The sequence below is a fragment of the Micromonospora sp. NPDC048063 genome (assembly GCF_043202855.1).
GTDB lineage: Bacteria > Actinomycetota > Actinomycetes > Mycobacteriales > Micromonosporaceae > Micromonospora.
Map to the genome: position 1 here is coordinate 402,158 of NZ_JBIDBG010000001.1, position 18,192 is coordinate 420,349.

Consider the following 18,192-nt stretch of genomic DNA (forward strand, 5'->3'; position numbering starts at 1 on the left):
GGACGGCGCTTCCGCGGCGGCGCGTAGCTGCTCCCGCACGAGCGCTCGTCGCGGCGCATCCGGCCGCTGTCACCTTCCACCTCTTGCCGGCCTGGCCCGGCGGCCCTGACATCCGGACGCAGGGCAGCTCCGGCACGAGCACGTCGCCCTGCGCCTGAATCCCGTCGCCCCCTCCACGCAAGTTCCTTGCCGGTACGAAAGGCCATCACGCATGTCACGATCCAGGTTCCGGTCCACCGCGCTGGCGGGGGCTGCCGCCCTCGCCGTGGCCGGGTTGCTCGCCTCCTGCTCGGGCGGCGGCTCGCCCGCTGCCGGGCAGGACGCCGGCGACCCCGTCTACGGCGGCACGCTCGTCTACCTCGAGCACCAGCCGCCGAGCTGCCTCTACCTGCCGGCCGCGGGCTTCTACCCGAACGGCGGGGTGCTCAACCAGCTCACCGACAAACTCACCTGGCAGGACCCGAAGACACTCAAGGTCGAGCCCTGGGTCGCCAAGTCCTGGGAGGTCAACGCCGACGCGACCGAGTACACCTTCCACCTGCGCGACGGGGTGACCTTCAGCGACGGCAGCCCGCTCGACGCGGAGACCGTGGCGGCGAACTACGACGTGTACGGCCTCGGCAACAAGGACCTGAAGCTCCCGGTGGCCGAGTTCGTCAACAACTACGAACGCAGCGAGGTCGTCGACAAGGACACGGTGAAGTTCCACTTCGACAAGCCGTCGCCCGGCTTCCTGCAGGGCACGTCGGTGATCGGGGCGGGCCTCGTGTCCAAGAAGACCATCTCGCTGCCGTACGAGGAGCAGTGCCAGCTCAAGAACGTCGTCGGGTCCGGCCCGTTCACCGTCGCGAACCAGGTCGTCGACAAGGAGATCGAACTGGTGGCCCGCGAGGACTACGACTGGGCCCCGCCGTCCTTCGCCCACCAGGGGCGCGCCTACCTCGACCGGATCAAGATCATCGTGACTCCGGAGGACAGCGTCCGGGTCGGCGCGTTGACCTCGGGGCAGGCCGACTACGTGCGCTACGTGCAGGCGTACGACGAGGCGACCGTGACCTCCGCCGGCCACCGCATCTACGCCGAGCCGACCCGCGGCGTCAACAACGGGCTCTACCTGCGACCGGCGAACAGCATCCTGCAGGACATCAACGTCCGTAAGGCGCTGCAGGCGGGCACCAACGCCAAGGAGGTCGTCGAAACCCTCTTCACCGGCAGCTACCCGGTGGCGACCTCGGTGCTCAGCCACCTGGCAGAGGGGTACACCGACCTGTCCGCGCAACTCGCCTACGACCCCGACCGGGCCAACGCCCTGCTCGACCAGGCCGGCTGGGTACGCGGCGGCGACGGCATCCGGGAGAAGGGTGGCCGCAAGCTCGAACTGAGCGTCTTCGTCTCCGGCCCGCAGCCGCTGTCGAAGCAGACCCTCGAACTGGTCGCCCAGCAGTGGACCAGGATCGGTGTGCGGCTCGACGTCCGCCCCGCGGACTCCGGCACCCAGGCCGTGGACATCAAGAACGCCGAGCGGACCGCCATCATGCACTCGATGGTGGGACGGGCGGACCAGGACGTGATCAAGAGCCACTTCCACACCAAGAACCGGGACGTGCTGCTCTCCAACGACCCGAAGCTCGATCGCCTGCTGGAGGAGCAGTCCGCGCTCGTCGACGAGAACGCGCGCAACGCGAAGGTTGTCGAGATCCAGCGGTACGTGATCGAGCAGGGCTACGCGATCCCGCTGTTCGAGGAGCCGCAGGTGTACGGCGCCGCGCCGTACGTGCACGGCGTCGGCTTCGAGGCGGTCGCACGCCCCAGCTTCTACGACGTGTGGCTGTCCAAGAAGGACAGGTAGGCGGGCGGGCGGCTCATGACCAGGTATCTCGCGCTCCGTGTCGGGCAGGCCGTACTCGTGCTGTGGGCCGCCTTCACCGCCGGTTTCGTGCTGCTGCAACTGCTGCCGGGCGACTCCATTCTGATCAAGTTCCAGAACCCGGAGCTCGGGCTCTCGCCCGAGCAGATCGCGGAGATCCGCCAGCTGTACGGCGGCGACGAGCCGGGCATCGTCCGGTACGTCCACACGCTGCTGGGCTTCCTGCGGGGTGACTTCGGCTATTCGATCGACACCGGCACGCCGGTGATCGAGCGACTGGCCGAGGGCCTGCCGGCGACCGCCGAGCTCGCCGGCCTCGGCTTCGGAGTCGCCGTGCTGATCGCCGTGACCATCGCCTTCGTGTCGAGCTGCAGCCGGTTCGCCTGGATCCGGGGTGCGCTGCTGGCGGTGCCGTCGCTGTTCATCTCGGTCCCCACCTTCTGGCTGGGCATCGTGCTGATCCAGGTGTTCTCGTTCCAGCTCGGACTGGTGCCCGTCATCGGCGGCACCCGGTTCGAGCAGCTCGTCCTGCCCGTGCTGACTCTCGCCGTACCGATCTCGGCGCCGCTGGCGCAGGTCCTGGCCCGCAGCCTCGACCGGGTCTACGCGCAGCCGTTCGTCGCGGTGGTGGCCGCCAAGGGCGCCTCGCGCCGCTGGATCCTCTGGCGGCACGTCGCCCGCAACGCGCTGCTACCCACGCTGACGATCGCCGGGGTGACCTTCGGCGAGCTCATCGCGGGGTCGGTCGTGACCGAGACGGTCTTCGGCCGCAACGGCATCGGCCGGCTGACCGAGCAGGCGGTCACCGCCCAGGACACGCCGGTGATGCTGGCCATCGTGGTGCTCGCCGCAGCCGTGTTCGTGCTGGTCAACCTCGTGGTCGATCTGCTCTGTCCCGTCCTCGACCCGCGACTGACGACGAAGGTCGGTGTCACCGCTTGACATCCGCCCGGCCCTGAAGGGCCGGGATTCCCCCTGGTCGCCCGTGGGGTTTCCTGCTTCGTCGCCGACTGCCCGCCCGGAGGGACTCCGTTGAGGTCTTACATCAGCTCCACAGGCGTTTTACCTGTCCGCCAGCCCGGCGGCCAGGAGGTTTCTCGCTGCGTTGACGTCCCGGTCATGGATCGCGCCACACGGGCATTCCCACGTACGGATGTTCAACGGCAGGGATTCGGTCAGTCGCCCGCAGTCCGAGCACAGCTTGGACGACGGGAACCAGCGGTCCACCGTCACCAGGGTGCGCCCGTACCAGGCGGCCTTGTACTCCAGCATGGCCCGCAGTTGCGACCAGGCCGCGTCGGAGATGGCGCGGGCGAGCCGGTGGTTGCGCAGCAGGTTGCGCACCGTCAGGTCTTCGATCACGACCGTTTGGTTCTCGCGGACGAGTCGAGTCGACAGTTTGTGCAGGTGGTCCCGTCGCCGGTCGGCGATCCGGGCGTGAATTTTGGCGACCTTGAGTCGAGCTTTGGCCCGGTTGGCCGAGCCTTCCTCCTTGCGGGCCAGGTCCCGCTGGGCCCTGGCGAGTTTCCGCCGGTCGGCCCGCTCGTGACGGGGGTTGGTGACCTTCTCCCCGGTGGACAAGGTCACCAGGCTGGTCAGCCCCGCGTCGACGCCAACCGCCGTATCCACCGGTGGAAGCGGCCGGACGGTCGGGTCCTCGACAAGCAGGGACACGAACCAGCGGCCGGCCGCGTCTCGGGACACGGTGACGGTGGACGGTACGGCGCCCTCGGGCAGCGGACGCGACCACACAACGTCCAGCGGGGCGTCCATCTTCGCCAGAGTCAGTTGCCCGTCCCGCCAGCGGAACGCCGACCGGGTGTACTCGGCGCTGGCCCGGGACTTCCTCTTCGACTTGAAACGGGGGTATCGGGCGCGTTTGGCGAAGAACGCCGTGTAGGCGGCGTGCAGATGCCGCAACGCTTGTTGCAGCGGAACGCTGGACACCTCGTTGAGGAACGCCAACTCCTCTGTGCGTTTCCATTCGGTCAGGGCCGCCGACGATTCGGCGTAGCCGATCGAGCGGCGTTCCGTGGCGTATGCGCGGGTCCGCATCTCAAGGGCTTTGTTGTAGACCAGACGCACGCACCCGAAAGTGCGGTGGAGTTGTTCGGCCTGCTCACCGGTGGGATAGAAGCGGTACTTGTACGCCCGCTTCACCACCCCGCCCACATTTCACAAGCTATCAGTCCACTGTGTTACACGATCATTGAGGGGAGGCAGCGGCGTTTCCTCCCGGCCCTGAACGGCCGGGTTTCCACGCCGCAACTCTGATGACCGCCCAATCCGGTATCGACGTTCTCCGGCCCGCGCGGCCGGCCCCGGCCCGGCTGCCGCTGCGGCGGCCACCCGTCGCGCTCGTGCTCGCCTGGCTCGCGATCGCCGTCGTCGTGCTGTGGGCGGTCGCGCCGGGCCTGTTCACCGGCCACGACCCGATCAACGGCGTACCGGTGCAGAAGCTCCAGGCACCGAGCGCCGAGCATTTCTTCGGCACGGACGCCCTGGGCCGGGACCTCTTCGCCCGCGTCGTGCACGGCTCCGCCCGCTCGCTGTCCGGCGCGTTCGTCGCCGTGGCGGTCGGGCTCGTGCTGGGCACACTGCTCGGGCTGCTCGCCGGATCGGTCGGCGGCCTGCTCGACGAGCTGGTGATGCGGGTGGTCGACGTGCTCCTGGCCGTCCCGGGACTGCTGCTGGCGCTGACGGCCATCATCCTGCTCGGCCCCGGCACCATCAACGTGGCGATCGCCGTCGGCATCGGCTCGGTGGCGGCCTTCGCCCGGCTGGCAAGATCAGAGGTGGTACGGGTCCGGCGCGCCGACTACGTGGAGGCCGCGTTCGGCAGCGGAGGCCGGTTCACCACGGTGCTCCGGCGGCACGTGCTGCCCAACTCGCTCGGCCCCGTCGTGGCGCTCGCCGCGGTGCAGTTCGGCGCCGCGATCCTGGCCATCTCCACGTTCAGCTTCCTCGGCTACGGCGCGAAGCCGCCCACTCCCGAGTGGGGGCTGCTCATCTCGGAAGGACGCAACTACCTGGCCACCTCGTGGTGGCTGACCACCCTGCCGGGGGTGGTCGTGGTCCTCGTCGTGCTCGCCGCCAGCCGCATCAGCCGCTCGATCAGCAGGGAGGACGGATGAGCCTGCTCGAGGTACGCGACCTGACCGTCTCCTACCGGACCCGCGACCACGTCCACCCCGCGGTCGGCGGCATCTCGTTCGCCGTCGACCGCGGCGAGGTCGTCGCGGTCGTCGGTGAATCCGGCTCCGGCAAGTCGACCACGGCACACGCGATCATCGGCCTGCTGCCCGCGAACGGGTCCGTCGACTCCGGCCAGATCCTGCTCGACGGCACGGATGTCGCCGGCTGGTCGTCGAAGCGTCTGGAGGCGGTGCGCGGCGCGCAGATCGGCCTGATCCCGCAGGACCCGACGAGTTCGCTGAACCCGGTCATGACGATCGGCGCGCAGATCGGCGAGACGCTGCGCATCCACAAGCGTGGCGACCGACGCACCATCTCGCGCCGCGTGATCGAACTGCTCGACCGGGTCGGCCTGTCCGACCCCGAGCTGCGCGCCCGGCAGTATCCGCACGAACTCTCCGGCGGGATGCGTCAGCGCGTCCTCATCGCCAGCGCGATCGCCCTCGAACCACAGCTCGTCATCGCCGACGAGCCGACGAGCGCGCTCGACGTCACCGTGCAGCGGCGCATCCTCGACCTCATCGACGACCTCCGTACGGAGTTCGGCACCGCCGTGATCCTCGTGACCCACGACCTCGGCGTCGCCGCCGACCGGTCGAACCGGCTCGTCGTGATGCGCGACGGGCGGGTCGAGGAGCAGGGGGCGACAGCGGCGGTGCTGGCCCGACCGGAAGCCGAGTACACCCGGCGACTGCTGCGGGACGCCCCGTCGCTGGCGCCACGACAGTTCCGCGACGTCCTCCCTCCGGCGCGCAGCGGAAGCTCCGCCGTCGGGCAGCCGCCCGCGATCGTCGCCCGCGACCTGGTCAAGGAGTTCCGGGTCGGGCGCAAGCCGTTCCGGGCGGTCGACGGGGTCTCGTTCGACGTACGGCGGGGGACGACCCATGCCCTCGTCGGCGAGTCGGGGTCCGGCAAGACGACGACCGCGCGGATGGTCGTCCGCTTCGCCGCGCCGACCTCCGGTTCCGTGACGATCGGCGGCACCGACGTGGCCCGGCTGCGTGGCGAGGAACTGCGCCAGCTGCGCCGCCGGGTGCAACTGGTCTACCAGAACCCGGCCGGCTCGCTCGATCCCCGGCAGTCCGTCGGCGACATCGTGGCCGAACCGCTGCGCAACTTCCGGCTCGGTGACCGGGCCGGCCGTGGCAAGCGGGTGCGGGACCTGGTCGACCGGGTGGCCCTGCCGCAGACGGTGCTCGACCGCAAGCCGCGTGAGCTCTCCGGCGGTCAGCGCCAGCGCGTCGCGATCGCCCGCGCGCTGGCCGTGGACCCGGAGGTGCTCGTGCTCGACGAAGCGGTCTCCGCGCTCGACGTGACCGTGCAGGCGCAGATCCTCGACCTGTTCGACGGGCTGCAGCGCGAACTCGGGCTCACCTACCTGTTCATCTCGCACGACCTCTCGGTGGTGCGGCAGATCTCCGACACCGTGTCGGTCATGAGAAAGGGACGCATCGTGGAGACCGGAACCACGCGGCAGGTATTCGAGACGCCGCAGCACGAATACACCCGCGAGTTGCTCGCCGCCGTACCCGGCGCCGTCGCGGAGCTGGCGGCATGAGCCGTCCGCGACTCGGGTTCTTCACCCGGCTGCTCGACGACGGGCCGGCGGAGGCGCGCTACCGGCTGGCCGCCGAGCAGATCCGGCACGCCGAGGCGTACGGGTTCGACTCCGCCTGGGTGGCCCAGCACCACTTCCACGCGGCCGAGGGCGGGCTGCCGGCACCCCTGGTGTTCCTCGGGCACGTCGCCGCGCGGACCAGTCGGATCCGCCTCGGCACCGGCATCATCACGTTGCCGCTGGAGAACCCGGTTCGCGTCGCCGAGGACGCCGCGGTGCTCGACCTGCTCAGCGGCGGCCGACTCGAAGTCGGCGTCGGCAACGGCGGCACCCCCTCGTCGTTCAGCGCGTTCGGTCAGGACAGCGCGAACCGCTCGGCCATCTACGCCCAGCACCTCGCGGTGCTCGTCGACGCCTGGTCGGGCCGCGCCCTCGGCGACGACGGCAACCACCTCTACCCGGCGGCGCCGCGCCTGCTCGACGCCATCTGGGAGGCGACCTTCTCGGTGAGCGGGGGAGTCCGCGCCGGGAAGGCCGGCAACGGACTGATGCTCTCGCGTACCCAGCCGCGCACCGAGGACGCCCCGCACGCCACGCTGGCGGAGATCCAGCGTCCCATCGTGGACGCCTACCACGACAACCTGCCGGAGGGCGTGCCGCCGCGGATCATGGCGTCGCGTACGGCGTTCGTCGCCGACAGCCGCGCCGAGGCGCTGCGCTTCGCCGAGGCGGGGCTCGGTCGCGCCGCCCGGCAGTTCAGGGAGAAGGGCCACCCCGTGCCCGACGGGGGCCTCGCCCAGCTCATCGCCGCGTTCGACGTGCACGTCGGAACGCCGGACGACGTCATCGCCAGCCTGAAGGCCGACCCGATCCTCCAGCGCTCGACCGACCTGGTCTTCCAGGTGCACTCGGTCGACCCCCCGCATCCGTTCGTCCTCCGCTCGATCGAGCTGCTCGCGACCGAGGTCGCGCCCGCGCTCGGCTGGGCGCCGCACCCCACCGCCGACCCGTCAACCGAACTGAGCAGCGCATGAGCACATCCATCGCCGACGTCATCGACCACCTGGTCGGCATCGAGCCCGCCTCCCGCCTCGACCAGATCCGCCACCGGCGACCGGAGGCCAGGAGGAACGCACAGGCGAGCTACGAGGCGCTCTTCTCGCGGCGCCCTGCCGGGGAGGTCACCACGGCCGAGCGGCTCGCCGTCGCCGCGTTCGTGACCGCACTGCACCGGGACGCCGCGACCGCCGACTTCTACGCCGCCCGGCTGGCCGAGCACGCACCGCAGCTGGCCGCGCTGATCGCGAAGGAGGCCGAGGCCGGCAGGACCACCGGCCCCTACGGCGCCTACCCGGCACCCGGTCCGCTTGCCGCGGAGAGCGTGGCGGGGCCGGCGTACCGGACGAACGACCGCGACGAGCTGGGAACGCGGCTCGCCGCCGCCCTGGAACACGCCCACCTCCTGGTGTTCCGTCCACGCGAGTCGAGCCGCGAGGCGTTGCAGGCCCTCCTCGACGCCGGCTGGAGCACCACCGACGTGGTGACCCTGTCGCAGCTCGTCGCCTTCCTCAGCTTCCAGGTGCGCCTCGTCACGAGCCTCCGCCTCCTGGCCGTGCCGCCCAGAAAGGGATCCCCGTCGTGACCGACACCGTGCTCGACCGTCCCGCCGCCGCGCGGCCGCTCGCCTTCACCCAGGACCAGCTCGGCTGGGAGCCCTGGCTCGCACCGCTGAGCGAGGCGGAACTCACCGACGTCCACTGGGAGGCGCTCGTCGACAAGGCGCGCGCCAACTCTCCCTACTTCCTGCTGCTCGCCCGGGACCCGGAGACCCTGCGCGCGCGGACGAAGACCGACAAGGACATCTTCTACAACCCGGACGGGGGCCTACCGCGGGCGGAGCGGGAACTCGCGGCGGCGGCAACCTCGCGCCGCAACGGCTGCGTCTTCTGCGCCTCCGTCCATGCCCGGTTCGCCTCGCACCACTCCAAGCGCCCCGACGACGTGCAGCGGCTGCTCGACGAGGGGGTCGACGCACCCCAGGACGAGCGCTGGCGGGCCATCGTCGACGCCGCGGTGGCCCTCACGGCCACGCCGGCCGCGCTGACCGCCGAGCACATCCACGCGCTGCGCGCGGTCGGTCTCGACGACCTGGCGATCAGCGACCTGCTGCATGCGGCCGCCTTCTTCAACTGGGCCAACCGACTCATGCTCTCCCTCGGGGAGCCGACTCCACCACCGGCCGCGTGAGCACCGCCAGCCGCCAGTCCTCCTAGAAAGTGGCAGTGACATGACCGAACCCCGACTCGACCACCTTGTCCACGCGGTGCCCGACCTCGCCGCCGGTGTCGCCGACTTCGCGGCGCGCACCGGCGTCACCCCCGTTCCCGGGGGCCGGCACCCTGGCGGCACCGCCAACTACCTCGTCGGGTTCGGCCCGACCTCGTACCTCGAGATCATCGGTCCGGATCCGGAGGCCGATCCCGCCGTCCGCCCGAGCGCCTTCGGCCTGGACGCCCTGACCGAGCCTCGCCTCGCCACCTGGGCGGTGCACCCCGACGACATCGAGAAGACGGTCGGCCTCGCCCGCGAACGCGGGTACGACCCGGGCGAGATCCGGCCGTTGTCCCGCCGTCGACCCGACGGGGTGCTGCTGTCCTGGCGACTGACCCGACGGGAGGAACGCGCGGCGGGCGGGCTGGTGCCGTTCCTCATCGACTGGGGCGGCACGGAACATCCCGCGCGCTCCGGCTTGCCGCAGGTGCGGCTCGCCTCGTTCACCGCGACGCACCCGGACCCGTCGGTGGTCCGCCGCGACCTCGCCGCGCTCGGCGTCGAACTCGACGTGACCGCCGGACCGGCGACCGCGCTGGAGGCGGTACTCGACACCCCGCGCGGCTCGGTGACCCTGCGCTGAGCGGCCGACCCGGTAAGAACCAGAAGAGAGCGATGCTGTGAGTAACCTTCGTGAATACCTGTCCCAGAAGCGGGCGGCACTGACCGCGCGCCGTGCCGCCCCGGACCGCGGCCCCGTTCCGTTGCGCGCCCGGGTCACCGCCGAGGGACGCAGCGGCGTACGGCGCATCCGGATCCGTGACTTCCAGGTCATCAGCGACAGCGGTCCGGACTTCGCCGGCTACGACCTCGGGCCCGGCTCCCCGGAGCTGCAGGCCGGCGTGCTCGGCAGCTGCGTGACGCACATCTTCCTGATCAAGGCGGCGGAACTGGAGATTCCGCTCGACTCCCTCACGGTGGACGTGCAGGCCGAGTACGACCCACGTGCCCAGGAGCCCGGCAACAGCGAGGTGCCCGTCCACCCGTACGACTTCCGATACGAGGTGCAGGTCGCCTCGCCCGCCCCCGACGAGGACCTGGCCCGGCTGCACGCTGAGGTGCAGCGGGTGTGCCCGATCCTCAACCTGCTGCGCAATCCGCAGGAGATCAGCGGCTCGCTGGCTCGGGTGACCTCGGCCGACGGGGACGAGCGGGGCCGCGCCGCCTGACTCGGCGAACCCGGCGCGCGCCGGTGCGGTCGGTGGTGGGTGCGGGTCGGCAGAGGCGGCCTGTGGGCGTCGGGGAGGGACGGGTGACCGTCCCTCCCCGAAGTCGACCGGTCGGCCTCAGGACAGCAACTTGTCCAGGGCCGCCTCGATGGTGTCGGCGTCCGGCGACGCGTACGCCCTCATGGTGTTCTTGTTGTATTGCGAGAGGAAGTTCGGGCACCGGTTCGCCGGGGTGCTCACGATGCCGCCGTCGCCGATCTTCTCGGCGGTCTTCGCCGCGTAGAAGGTCAGCTTGTAGCGCGACGAGACGTAGTCGACGGTGAACTGCTTGAGGAGGGTGTCCTGGTACTCGCACTCGCGGGGCGTGCCCTCGCCCCCCACGAACTCCAGGCAGCCGACCACCGACACCGACTCGAAGTCGGTGCTCCCGGCGTAGTACGGCTTGTTCGAGGGAATCGACGTCGACGACCAGCGCGCCGGCTGGTCGGGGGAGTTCGCGAACGTGTACGCCTTCGCGCCCGCCGGCCCGTTGTAGGGTGCCGCGTTGAGGATCTGACTGCCCTCGCAGACGTTGCCCAGGTCGCTGTCGGAGCGGGCGGTCACCGCGTTGTCGCCGGGCTCCTGCGACTCGGACCCACGCGGGGTGGGGGTGGCGTCGGCGCCCGGCTCGCCGCTGGTTGCGCTCGGGGTGTGATCGTCGTCGTCGACGAGGGCCAACCCGACGCCGGCGAGTACGAGCAGGGCCACCACGGCGGCGGACAGACCGATGACCAGAGCCCTTTTCGACTTCCGCGGCGGCGGGGCCGGGGCCTCGAACCGCGGTGCCTGCCGTGGCTGGCCGTCTCCGGGGCGCCTGCCCTGCGGGGTCGGCGGCCCGCTCCGGGGGGTGACGTTCGGATCCGGCTGCCCTCCGTGCGGAGGGTGACTGTCGGTCATGTGAAGCCCTTATCGCTGTCGACTTGTGCTCAGGATCATGCAACAGGGTAGTGAGCGCGCGCCAAATCTCCGCGGTTTTCGGCGAGCGGGTCGAGGCGCCGGACGAAGCGTCCGGCAGCCCTGTCCCGTCGTGAGGTCGACACGGACCGTTCGCCTGGCCGCCCAGAAGTGCGCCGGGTCGCCCGCCTCGGTTCCCGTCCGGTCACCCTGACCCGAGATCCGATTGCCGCCCGCCGCCCACGATGCGGTTCTCCCAGGCCCAGGCGGCGATCTCCACCCGGTTGCGGACGCCGAGCTTGGTCTGGATGCCGGACACGTGGCTCTTGACGGTGCTGAGGGAGATGAACAGCTGGGCGGCGATCTCCTGATTCGTACGGCCTGCGGCGATGGCCCTGACCACCTCGGTCTCCCGTTCGGACAGTGGCCGGAGCGGTTGACGTCCCGACCTCCCGGCGGGTGACGCGGTGACCGCCAGGTGGCGCAGCAGCCGCAGGGTGACCGACGGGGAGATCAGCGCGTCGCCGACGCTGGCGGCCCGAACGGCCTCGACGAGCAGTGTGGGGCCGGCGTCCTTGAGGACGAAACCGACGGCCCCGCCACGCAGCGCACCGTAGACGTACTCGTCGAGGTCGAAGGTGGTGACCACGACCACCCGCAGCGGGTCGACGACGCCGGGACCCGCCAGCGCGCGGGTCACCTCGATGCCGTCGAGGCGGGGCATCCGAATGTCGACGAGGCATACGTCCGGGCGGAGTCGCCGGGCCGCGGCGAGCGCCTCGACACCGTCCGCGGCCTCCGCGACCACGCTGATGTCGGGCTCATTCTCCAGGATGAGCCGCAGGCCGCTGCGTACCATCGCCTGGTCGTCGGCGAGCAGGACGGTGATGGTCATCGCGGCTCCGGGGTGGGGACGGGCAGGGTGGCGTGTACGCACCAGCCGGAGCCCTCTCGCGGGCCGGCCCGCAGCGTGCCGCCGAGGGCTTCGACGCGTTCGCGCATCCCGACGAGGCCGTACCCGCCGAGGTGGTGGGGTCGGGGTCGGACCGGTCTGCCGTCGTCGGCGACCTCGACAGTGATGGCCGACCGATCCTGGGTGACGGTGACCATGACCGAGTGGGCGTGGGCGGCGTGGCGGGAGATGTTGGTCAGCGATTCCTGGACGATCCGGTAGACGGTGCTGGTCACCTCGGGTGGCCATTCGGGTTCGCCGTCGGGCATCCGCAGTCGCACCGTGGGTCCGTGGCCGCCGAAGCGGTTGACCAACTCGCTGAGCCGCTCGGGAACGACGGCGACTGGCGGCGCGTCGTCGCTGTCGCGCAGCAGGGTGACGACGCGCCGCATCGCGGCCAACGCGTCGGAGCCGGCCTGCTCGATGCCGGACAGCACGCCGGCCAGCGCCTCCGGGCGCTTGCCGGCGACGAGTTGGGCGGCCTGGGCCTGGAGCACGATGCCGGTGACGTGGTGGGCGACGACGTCGTGCAGCTCCCGGGCCAGACTCATGCGCTCGTCCCGGCGCACCTGCTCGGCGACGGCCCGGCCACGGGCGTCGAGCAACCGTAGACCCAGCCCGAGCGCGACAGCCGCGAGCCACCCGGCCGCGTTCCACGACGTCACGGCCCGGCTTCCCGAGTCGCCGGGAAAGGCGAGCCGGGTACCGGCGACCACGGCGAGCCCGGCGGCCGCGACGGCGCCGGCCAACGGCAGGTTGAGCGCCCTGACCGCCGAGCCGACGAGCACGGACAGGATGAGAACCATGGCGGGGCTGGGCTCGGCGGGCAGGTGGGCAAGTCGGGCGACCAGGATGGCGGTCGCCGCGACGGCGAGGCCCGCGACGGCTGCCCCGGCCGGGTGACGCCGGCGCAGCAGGACAATTCCGTACGTCACCGCGCCGGCGGCGCAGTCGAACTGCCAGTAGCCGCCACCCCAGGTCTGCGCGATCGCGACCGCCTGGAGGGCGAGTAAGGCGGCGGAGAGGACGCCGAGGCCGACATCGGCCGGCCGGCTCAGCCGATCGTGAAGACCCATTCTGCTCAGAATACGAAATCTCCATCCGCACCGAACCGGTCAAAAGTACGGTCGTCGACAGTGCGGAGTGTGCTTTGGCCCGATGCCGGCGGCCGGCGGTGTCCGCAGGATGAACCCATGTCACATCACGACTCTCGCCTGACGCTCGAAGCCGAGCGCCCACCGACGCGCCCCGGGGGCCGACGACGTATCGCCGCGCTCGACGTGATTCGCGGCTTCGCGCTGTGTGGCATCCTGCTGGCCAACGTCCAGCCGATAGCCAACGCCGGTCGGGTCGTCGTCGAGGCGAGACCGTCGGCAGGCCTGGACGACGGGCACGCGTGGATGGGGCTCCTCGTCGAGCAGCGCTTCTTCCCGATCTTCGCTTTCCTGTTCGGCATCGGCTTCTCGCTGCTGCTGGCCTCCGCCGAGGGGCGCGCTGCCCGTCCACGGCTGCTCCTGCTACGCCGGCTTCTGGTGTTGCTCGCGATCGGTGTGGCGCATCTGCTGCTGTGGCAAGGCGACATCCTGCACGCCTACGCCATCGTCGGCCTGTTGGTCCTGCTCCCCTCGACCTGGCTGCCCCGGTGGACGGTGGCGATCCTCGGCACCCTCCTCATCGTCACCGCGCTGATCATCGGAGACAGTCACTTCGTCCTGATCGCCGGGCTGTTTCTGGCGGGCTCAGCCCTCACCCGGTACGGCGTGATCGGCCGAATGGGGCAGTCTGCGACGGTGCCGGCCGTGCTCGGCCTGGTCTTCGCGGTAGCGGCCGCGCCCTTCCTGTGGTCGCAGGTCAAGTCGCTGAGCAGTGACCAGGACCGCGACGCCAGCCTCTCGATGTCCCTGGGCGGGCTGTTGCTCGCCGGGGCCTACGTGTGCGCCCTGCTGGTTCTACTCAGGACGCCGCTCCGCCCGGCCCTGCGAGCCGTCTTCGCGCCGTTGGGCCGGATGGCACTGACCAACTACCTGACCGCCACGATCCTGGTGCTGGTGGCCGCCAGGCTCGTCGGCGGCCGGCCGGAGGACTGGCCCGTGACGACGGTCCTCCTGATCGCCGGACCTGTCCTCGTCGTCCAGTGGCTGTGGTCCACCCTCTGGCTGACCCGGTACCGCAACGGCCCGCTCGAGTGGCTCTGGCGGTGGGCCACCTGGGCTCGCCGCCCGCCCCTGCGGGTCGCCGCGTCATCGGAGCGACCAGGCGCCTGACGGTCGCCGCCCGGGAGAGCTTCCGTCAGCCGGTCAGTCCCGCCACGGCGGCCTCGACCGCCGCACCGAGTAGCCGCTCGTTCAGGGGTTCCGAGATGGCGCTGGCGTAGACGGTCACCAGGTTGTGCCCTGCCTGGACGATCACGAAGGCTGATCGTCCGGTGATCCGCGTCTGCCCGCTGCCGGCGGACAGCCGGTAGTCCACCCGCCAGGAATGCTCACCGAGCACGGGCGGCGGCCGCGTGTCGACCGCGAACCGCACGGCCGAGCCGTCCCCGCCCCGGGCGGTGAAGCCGGGGCAGGCCCGGCGCGCCAGCTCCGCCTCGGCAAGCACCGACGCGGGCACCGGAACGGCATGGGACCTGATCTCGATCACCAGTTCGGTCGATGCGGTTGCGGCGGGGCCGGGCACCGTCGCGTAGCGGGCCCGCTCCCGAACCCGTTCGACTCCGCCGAGCCGGTCCAGGTAGGAGTCCTCGGCCAGCGGCCGGCAGGCCGACGGCTCTATCCGGGAGCCGCCGCCGCTGTCACCCCGGTCGGGTCGGACCCGCCAGCCCCGCGGTAGCACCGCCCGAACCGCACCGGCCGCCCGGCGGGCCTCCGCACGGGTGAGCAGCCGACCCGGGTCGGGCGGCCCCGGACCGGGCCGCGCGGACCCGGCGGTGACGTCGGGCGCCGGCGGGACGACCGCAGCCGCCGACGGCGCCGCGGCTCTGGTCGGATCCGCCACCGGAAGCGGGGCGTACGCACCGGGTATCCCCGGTCCGAGCACCACCGCGGCGAGCAGGGCCGCCAGCAGCGCGACCGCCGGTACGGGTGACCGAGTGTCGCCCGAGGACGACGGGACCGGAGCGGGGACGGGCGGCCAGGACACCAGGAACGGGAGGGTGAACGCGACGAGGTAGCCCAGCCAGACCAGCGGCGCCAGCAGGTGCGCCTCGGCGGTACCCAGCCCGTCTGCCCGTCCGGTGACCAGGGCGTGCAGGTACTGCAGCAGCGCCGCCGCCACGCCGGCCACCCAGCCTGCGGTCAGCGCCCGGCCGACACCGGTACGACGGCGGACCGCGAGTACCAGCAGGACCGCCCAGCCGGTGAGCGCGCAGAGCAGCCAGCGCTGTTGGGCCAGCCGGTTCGCCTCGGCCAGAGTTCCCGGCGGGGACAGCCGGGTCCACCAGACGGCGGACCCGGCGCCGATCAGCACGGCAATCAGGACCGCAGCCACGACCGCCCGGTCCCACCGGCGCTCCGGACGCCGGTGCCCGTCGCCGGCACTGTGGAGTAGCAGGCCGACCAGCACCGGGACCAGCAACGCGAGCAGCGGCCAGCCGGTGCGGGGCAGCGCGAAGACCAGCCAGCCGCGGACCACCTCGCCATCGGCCAGCACGGAGGCCACCGCCGGCAACGGCCAGAGCACCGCGACACCGGCGGCCGCCGCGACCAGGTACGTGGCCGAACGCCAGCCGACCGACCCGGGCTGGAGGGCGACCACCAGCCGCGCCAGCAGCACGCAGAGCCCGGCCACCGCGGCGGCGAGTGCTCCCGCCAGGGCGGCGGTGAGCATCGCGGCCGGCGGGTCCGTCCAGGCCGACACGCCCGAACTTCCCGGAACTGGCAGCGCGATGGCGATGAACGCCGTCACCGCGAAGCCGGTGCCCGCGCCGAGAACCGGCCGCCACCATCCGCCCGCGCCGGCGGCAGCCCGGCGAACCAGCGCGGGCAGCAGTCCCACGGTCAGCAGGACGGAGCCGACACAGACCGCGACGGGCGGGCCGACGGTCGCCTGCACGGTCAGGAAGAGGTCACGTGCGAGGGCGTCGGCGGAGCTCATCGCCAGCATCGCGACCGCGCCGACCGCCAGGCCGTGCGTCCAACTCCCCGGCGGGTCAGCCGGCCGGCCCAGCGCCGTCGCCCGAGCCACCGGATCCGGATGCCGGGCGAGCAGTCGACGCCGTCGCGTCGGACGACCGGCCCCGGCGCGGAGCAGCGCGGCAAGGTGCACGGCGTGGCCGGCCTCGGCGGCGTACCGGTCGGCCTCCCGCTCGCGTCGCCGCAGCAGACCGGCCGCCAGCAGCGCGGTCAGCACCGCGATGGCCGCCGCCCGGCCGAGCGCCGTCAGGTAGGTCGCGTTCAGCCCGAAGAAGGCCACCTCGAGCAGGCCGGCGGCGAGCACCGCCGGCACCGGCAGCCATACCAGGCCACGGACAGCCGACGCCCAGGCGACGTCCCGGGCGAGGACGTGCGCGAGTTCGTGCTCGACCACGGGATCGAAGCGCGCCGGCTCGGCGTGGGCCACCGCGACGGCCGCCGGGAGCACCACCGTCGGCCTGCCGAGCACGCCACCGGTGGTGTACGCCTGCCGTACCGGCGGGGCGGCGACGACCAGTCTCGGCCGGTGTCGTGCGGCCAGCTGGTTCCGATCGCAGAGATCTGCGAAGCGTTCCTGCGCGCCGGGCACGGTGAGTCGGCGGCGAAGCCGACGCCGGTCGGCCAGCGGCGGCACCAGGACGAGCACCGCCGCCCCGCCCAGCGCGATCCCCGCCCCGGCGACCATGACCACTCCACGCCGGCGGAACTGCCCGGCCATGCAGCGGTCGCGGACAGTCGTCTGTTGCGCCGCCCTCCCCGAATGGGCCCGGGTGCAGACGTCGACGGCTGCCGCCCAGGGTCGGGACAGCGAGCGGTCGGCGACGAAGTAGAGGCCACCGGCGCTGATCCCGACGCTGACCAGGGACGCGAGCACGAGTGCGTAGAGCCATGCGAGCCGGTCCGGGGGGACGCGTGAGCCGGCACCGGGACCTCCGTCGCCGACACCACGACCGCCGCCGGTCATGCCGTCCGCACCCGTACCACGGTCGTCGCGGGTCGCGCCGGCACCGGGCCAGGTCATTCGTCCGGTGGATCGACCATCGCGCCGACGGCCGCGTCGGCGAGCAGCTCCGCCCGGTTGGGATCGAGGCCCAGCGCCACCGCGTGCCGGTGGCACGCCTCCCGCAGTCGACGTGCCTGTGCGGAATCCAGCCCGGGCCGGGCATCGGGTGGGGCGGGCAGCTCACGGCGGCGGCGACGCAGCAGGCCGACCCGGGCGGTGGTGGCACCGAGGACGAGCACCTCGCCCACGGCGGCGGCCACCACCTGGAGCACGAGTTCGGTGAGCAGGGTGGTGTCGATGCCGAAGCCAACCCCACCTTGTGGGACGGACCAGCTCACCCGTCCCTTCGACATCTGCCGTCGCCAACCGGCGGCGACCTCGTCGAAGATCGGAAGTTCCTCGGCGGCGATCCGGCGGACCCCCGCGCGGGCCGCATCCACGACCAGATCGGCGGCGGCGTTCTGAGGCTCGGTCACACGGCCATCGTGCCGGTACGGCACCAGCCCAGGAACCCGACAGTAAGGTTTCCGGCAGGGCACCCGGCCGACGCCGGTCTCTCCACCACGACGCCTACGGACGGGAGACGTCAATGATCTTCATTACCGCCAAGTTCCGGGTACTGCCAGAGCACGCCGACCGGTGGCCCGAGATCGCCGACGAGTTCACCCAGGCCACTCGCCGTGAGCCGGGATGCCTGTGGTTCGACTGGTCCCGCAGCGTCGACGACCCGACCGAGTACGTCCTGGTCGAGGCGTTCCGCGACGAGAGCGCCGGCGCGGCGCACGTCCAGTCCGCGCACTTCAGGGCGGCGCAGCAGGCCCTGCCGCCACACCTCGCCGAGACGCCCCGCATCGTCAACGTGACGATCCCGCAGGACGACTGGTCCCCGCTCGGCGAGATGGCCGTTCCCGACCGCAGCTGACCACCAGTTGCGAGCGCGCGACCGCTCGGTCGTCGCCGATACGCGGCGGGAGGTGGTCCGTAAGGGCACGTGAAGCGAACCGTAAGGCGCCTCGGGCAGAGTCCTGGTTGTCGAACGGGGCACGCAACAACC

17 protein-coding genes are annotated in these 18,192 nt (G+C 71.9%); 11 read left to right on the top strand and 6 right to left on the bottom strand.

The window, feature by feature from the left end:
- The first annotated feature begins 211 nt into the window (after positions 1 to 211).
- Entirely contained in the window at positions 212 to 1,849 is a 1,638-nt protein-coding gene (locus ACGFZ2_RS01895; RefSeq protein WP_393449073.1) for a TIGR04028 family ABC transporter substrate-binding protein, read from the top strand.
- A gap of 15 nt (positions 1,850 to 1,864) precedes the next feature.
- The gene (locus ACGFZ2_RS01900) at positions 1,865 to 2,809 is read left to right on the top strand and encodes an ABC transporter permease (protein WP_393449076.1); all 945 of its coding nucleotides are present in this window, start codon (positions 1,865 to 1,867) and stop codon (positions 2,807 to 2,809) included.
- Between the two features lie 120 nt (positions 2,810 to 2,929).
- Here the strand turns inward: ACGFZ2_RS01900 and ACGFZ2_RS01905 are convergent, their stop codons facing one another.
- Positions 2,930 to 4,039: an RNA-guided endonuclease InsQ/TnpB family protein gene (locus ACGFZ2_RS01905; protein ID WP_393449079.1), complete on the bottom strand. Its 1,110-nt coding sequence runs from the start codon at positions 4,037 to 4,039 to the stop codon at positions 2,930 to 2,932.
- 101 nt (positions 4,040 to 4,140) lie between these two features.
- Between ACGFZ2_RS01905 and ACGFZ2_RS01910 the strand changes: the two genes are divergently transcribed.
- The 7 genes from ACGFZ2_RS01910 to ACGFZ2_RS01940 are packed head-to-tail and all read left to right on the top strand — an operon-like array spanning position 4,141 to position 10,120.
- Entirely contained in the window at positions 4,141 to 5,001 is an 861-nt protein-coding gene (locus tag ACGFZ2_RS01910; protein WP_393265711.1) for an ABC transporter permease, read from the top strand.
- Positions 4,998 to 6,620 (top strand): dipeptide ABC transporter ATP-binding protein, encoded by a 1,623-nt coding sequence (locus tag ACGFZ2_RS01915; RefSeq protein WP_393449082.1) that lies wholly within the window; start codon positions 4,998 to 5,000, stop codon positions 6,618 to 6,620. Before ACGFZ2_RS01910 ends, ACGFZ2_RS01915 begins: the two co-directional genes overlap by 4 nt.
- Positions 6,617 to 7,654, top strand: coding sequence for a putative FMN-dependent luciferase-like monooxygenase (locus tag ACGFZ2_RS01920; RefSeq protein ID WP_393265715.1), 1,038 nt, complete (start codon positions 6,617 to 6,619; stop codon positions 7,652 to 7,654). Before ACGFZ2_RS01915 ends, ACGFZ2_RS01920 begins: the two co-directional genes overlap by 4 nt.
- Entirely contained in the window at positions 7,651 to 8,262 is a 612-nt protein-coding gene (locus ACGFZ2_RS01925; protein WP_393449085.1) for a CMD domain protein, read from the top strand. The genes ACGFZ2_RS01920 and ACGFZ2_RS01925 overlap by 4 nt, the downstream gene beginning before the upstream one ends.
- Positions 8,259 to 8,867: an alkylhydroperoxidase domain protein gene (locus ACGFZ2_RS01930; protein WP_393449088.1), complete on the top strand. Its 609-nt coding sequence runs from the start codon at positions 8,259 to 8,261 to the stop codon at positions 8,865 to 8,867. Before ACGFZ2_RS01925 ends, ACGFZ2_RS01930 begins: the two co-directional genes overlap by 4 nt.
- A gap of 40 nt (positions 8,868 to 8,907) precedes the next feature.
- Positions 8,908 to 9,534 carry a VOC family protein gene (locus tag ACGFZ2_RS01935; protein WP_393265721.1) on the top strand — a complete coding sequence of 209 codons (627 nt, stop codon included), beginning with the start codon at positions 8,908 to 8,910 and terminating at the stop codon, positions 9,532 to 9,534.
- A 37-nt stretch (positions 9,535 to 9,571) separates the two neighbouring features.
- Positions 9,572 to 10,120: an OsmC family protein gene (locus tag ACGFZ2_RS01940; RefSeq protein ID WP_393449091.1), complete on the top strand. Its 549-nt coding sequence runs from the start codon at positions 9,572 to 9,574 to the stop codon at positions 10,118 to 10,120.
- A gap of 117 nt (positions 10,121 to 10,237) precedes the next feature.
- Here the strand turns inward: ACGFZ2_RS01940 and ACGFZ2_RS01945 are convergent, their stop codons facing one another.
- The 3 genes from ACGFZ2_RS01945 to ACGFZ2_RS01955 form a co-directional block, all read right to left on the bottom strand.
- Positions 10,238 to 10,867, bottom strand: a complete 630-nt coding sequence (locus ACGFZ2_RS01945) for a hypothetical protein (protein WP_393449094.1) — start codon at positions 10,865 to 10,867, stop codon at positions 10,238 to 10,240.
- 391 nt (positions 10,868 to 11,258) lie between these two features.
- On the bottom strand, positions 11,259 to 11,948 hold the full coding sequence (locus ACGFZ2_RS01950; protein ID WP_393265728.1) for a response regulator: 690 nt from the start codon (positions 11,946 to 11,948) through the stop codon (positions 11,259 to 11,261).
- Complete coding sequence (locus ACGFZ2_RS01955; RefSeq protein WP_393449097.1) at positions 11,945 to 13,081, bottom strand: sensor histidine kinase; 1,137 nt, start codon at positions 13,079 to 13,081, stop codon at positions 11,945 to 11,947. Before ACGFZ2_RS01955 ends, ACGFZ2_RS01950 begins: the two co-directional genes overlap by 4 nt.
- Before the next feature lie 60 nt (positions 13,082 to 13,141).
- Between ACGFZ2_RS01955 and ACGFZ2_RS01960 the strand changes: the two genes are divergently transcribed.
- Positions 13,142 to 14,269 carry a DUF418 domain-containing protein gene (locus ACGFZ2_RS01960; RefSeq protein ID WP_393449100.1) on the top strand — a complete coding sequence of 376 codons (1,128 nt, stop codon included), beginning with the start codon at positions 13,142 to 13,144 and terminating at the stop codon, positions 14,267 to 14,269.
- Between the two features lie 25 nt (positions 14,270 to 14,294).
- Here the strand turns inward: ACGFZ2_RS01960 and ACGFZ2_RS01965 are convergent, their stop codons facing one another.
- Both ACGFZ2_RS01965 and ACGFZ2_RS01970 read right to left on the bottom strand, forming a co-directional pair.
- Entirely contained in the window at positions 14,295 to 17,156 is a 2,862-nt protein-coding gene (locus ACGFZ2_RS01965) for a M48 family metalloprotease (protein WP_393449103.1), read from the bottom strand.
- The gene (locus ACGFZ2_RS01970) at positions 17,153 to 17,614 is read right to left on the bottom strand and encodes a hypothetical protein (protein ID WP_393265737.1); all 462 of its coding nucleotides are present in this window, start codon (positions 17,612 to 17,614) and stop codon (positions 17,153 to 17,155) included. The genes ACGFZ2_RS01965 and ACGFZ2_RS01970 overlap by 4 nt, the downstream gene beginning before the upstream one ends.
- Positions 17,615 to 17,727: 113 nt before the next feature.
- On the opposite strand from ACGFZ2_RS01970, the gene ACGFZ2_RS01975 reads away from it, so the two are divergent.
- The gene (locus tag ACGFZ2_RS01975) at positions 17,728 to 18,060 is read left to right on the top strand and encodes a putative quinol monooxygenase (RefSeq protein ID WP_393265740.1); all 333 of its coding nucleotides are present in this window, start codon (positions 17,728 to 17,730) and stop codon (positions 18,058 to 18,060) included.
- Positions 18,061 to 18,192: the final 132 nt, after the last annotated feature.

Bases quoted from the DNA above. Each gene is read 5' to 3' on its own strand.
- ACGFZ2_RS01895 (WP_393449073.1), top strand. From the start codon at position 212: ATGTCACGATCCAGGTTCCGGTCCACCGCGCTGGCGGGGGCTGCCGCC.
- ACGFZ2_RS01900 (WP_393449076.1), top strand. From the start codon at position 1,865: ATGACCAGGTATCTCGCGCTCCGTGTCGGGCAGGCCGTACTCGTGCTG.
- ACGFZ2_RS01910 (WP_393265711.1), top strand. From the start codon at position 4,141: ATGACCGCCCAATCCGGTATCGACGTTCTCCGGCCCGCGCGGCCGGCC.
- ACGFZ2_RS01915 (WP_393449082.1), top strand. From the start codon at position 4,998: ATGAGCCTGCTCGAGGTACGCGACCTGACCGTCTCCTACCGGACCCGC.
- ACGFZ2_RS01920 (WP_393265715.1), top strand. From the start codon at position 6,617: ATGAGCCGTCCGCGACTCGGGTTCTTCACCCGGCTGCTCGACGACGGG.
- ACGFZ2_RS01925 (WP_393449085.1), top strand. From the start codon at position 7,651: ATGAGCACATCCATCGCCGACGTCATCGACCACCTGGTCGGCATCGAG.
- ACGFZ2_RS01935 (WP_393265721.1), top strand. From the start codon at position 8,908: ATGACCGAACCCCGACTCGACCACCTTGTCCACGCGGTGCCCGACCTC.
- ACGFZ2_RS01950 (WP_393265728.1), bottom strand. From the start codon at position 11,948: ATGACCATCACCGTCCTGCTCGCCGACGACCAGGCGATGGTACGCAGC.
- ACGFZ2_RS01955 (WP_393449097.1), bottom strand. From the start codon at position 13,081: ATGGGTCTTCACGATCGGCTGAGCCGGCCGGCCGATGTCGGCCTCGGC.
- ACGFZ2_RS01965 (WP_393449103.1), bottom strand. From the start codon at position 17,156: ATGACCTGGCCCGGTGCCGGCGCGACCCGCGACGACCGTGGTACGGGT.
- ACGFZ2_RS01975 (WP_393265740.1), top strand. From the start codon at position 17,728: ATGATCTTCATTACCGCCAAGTTCCGGGTACTGCCAGAGCACGCCGAC.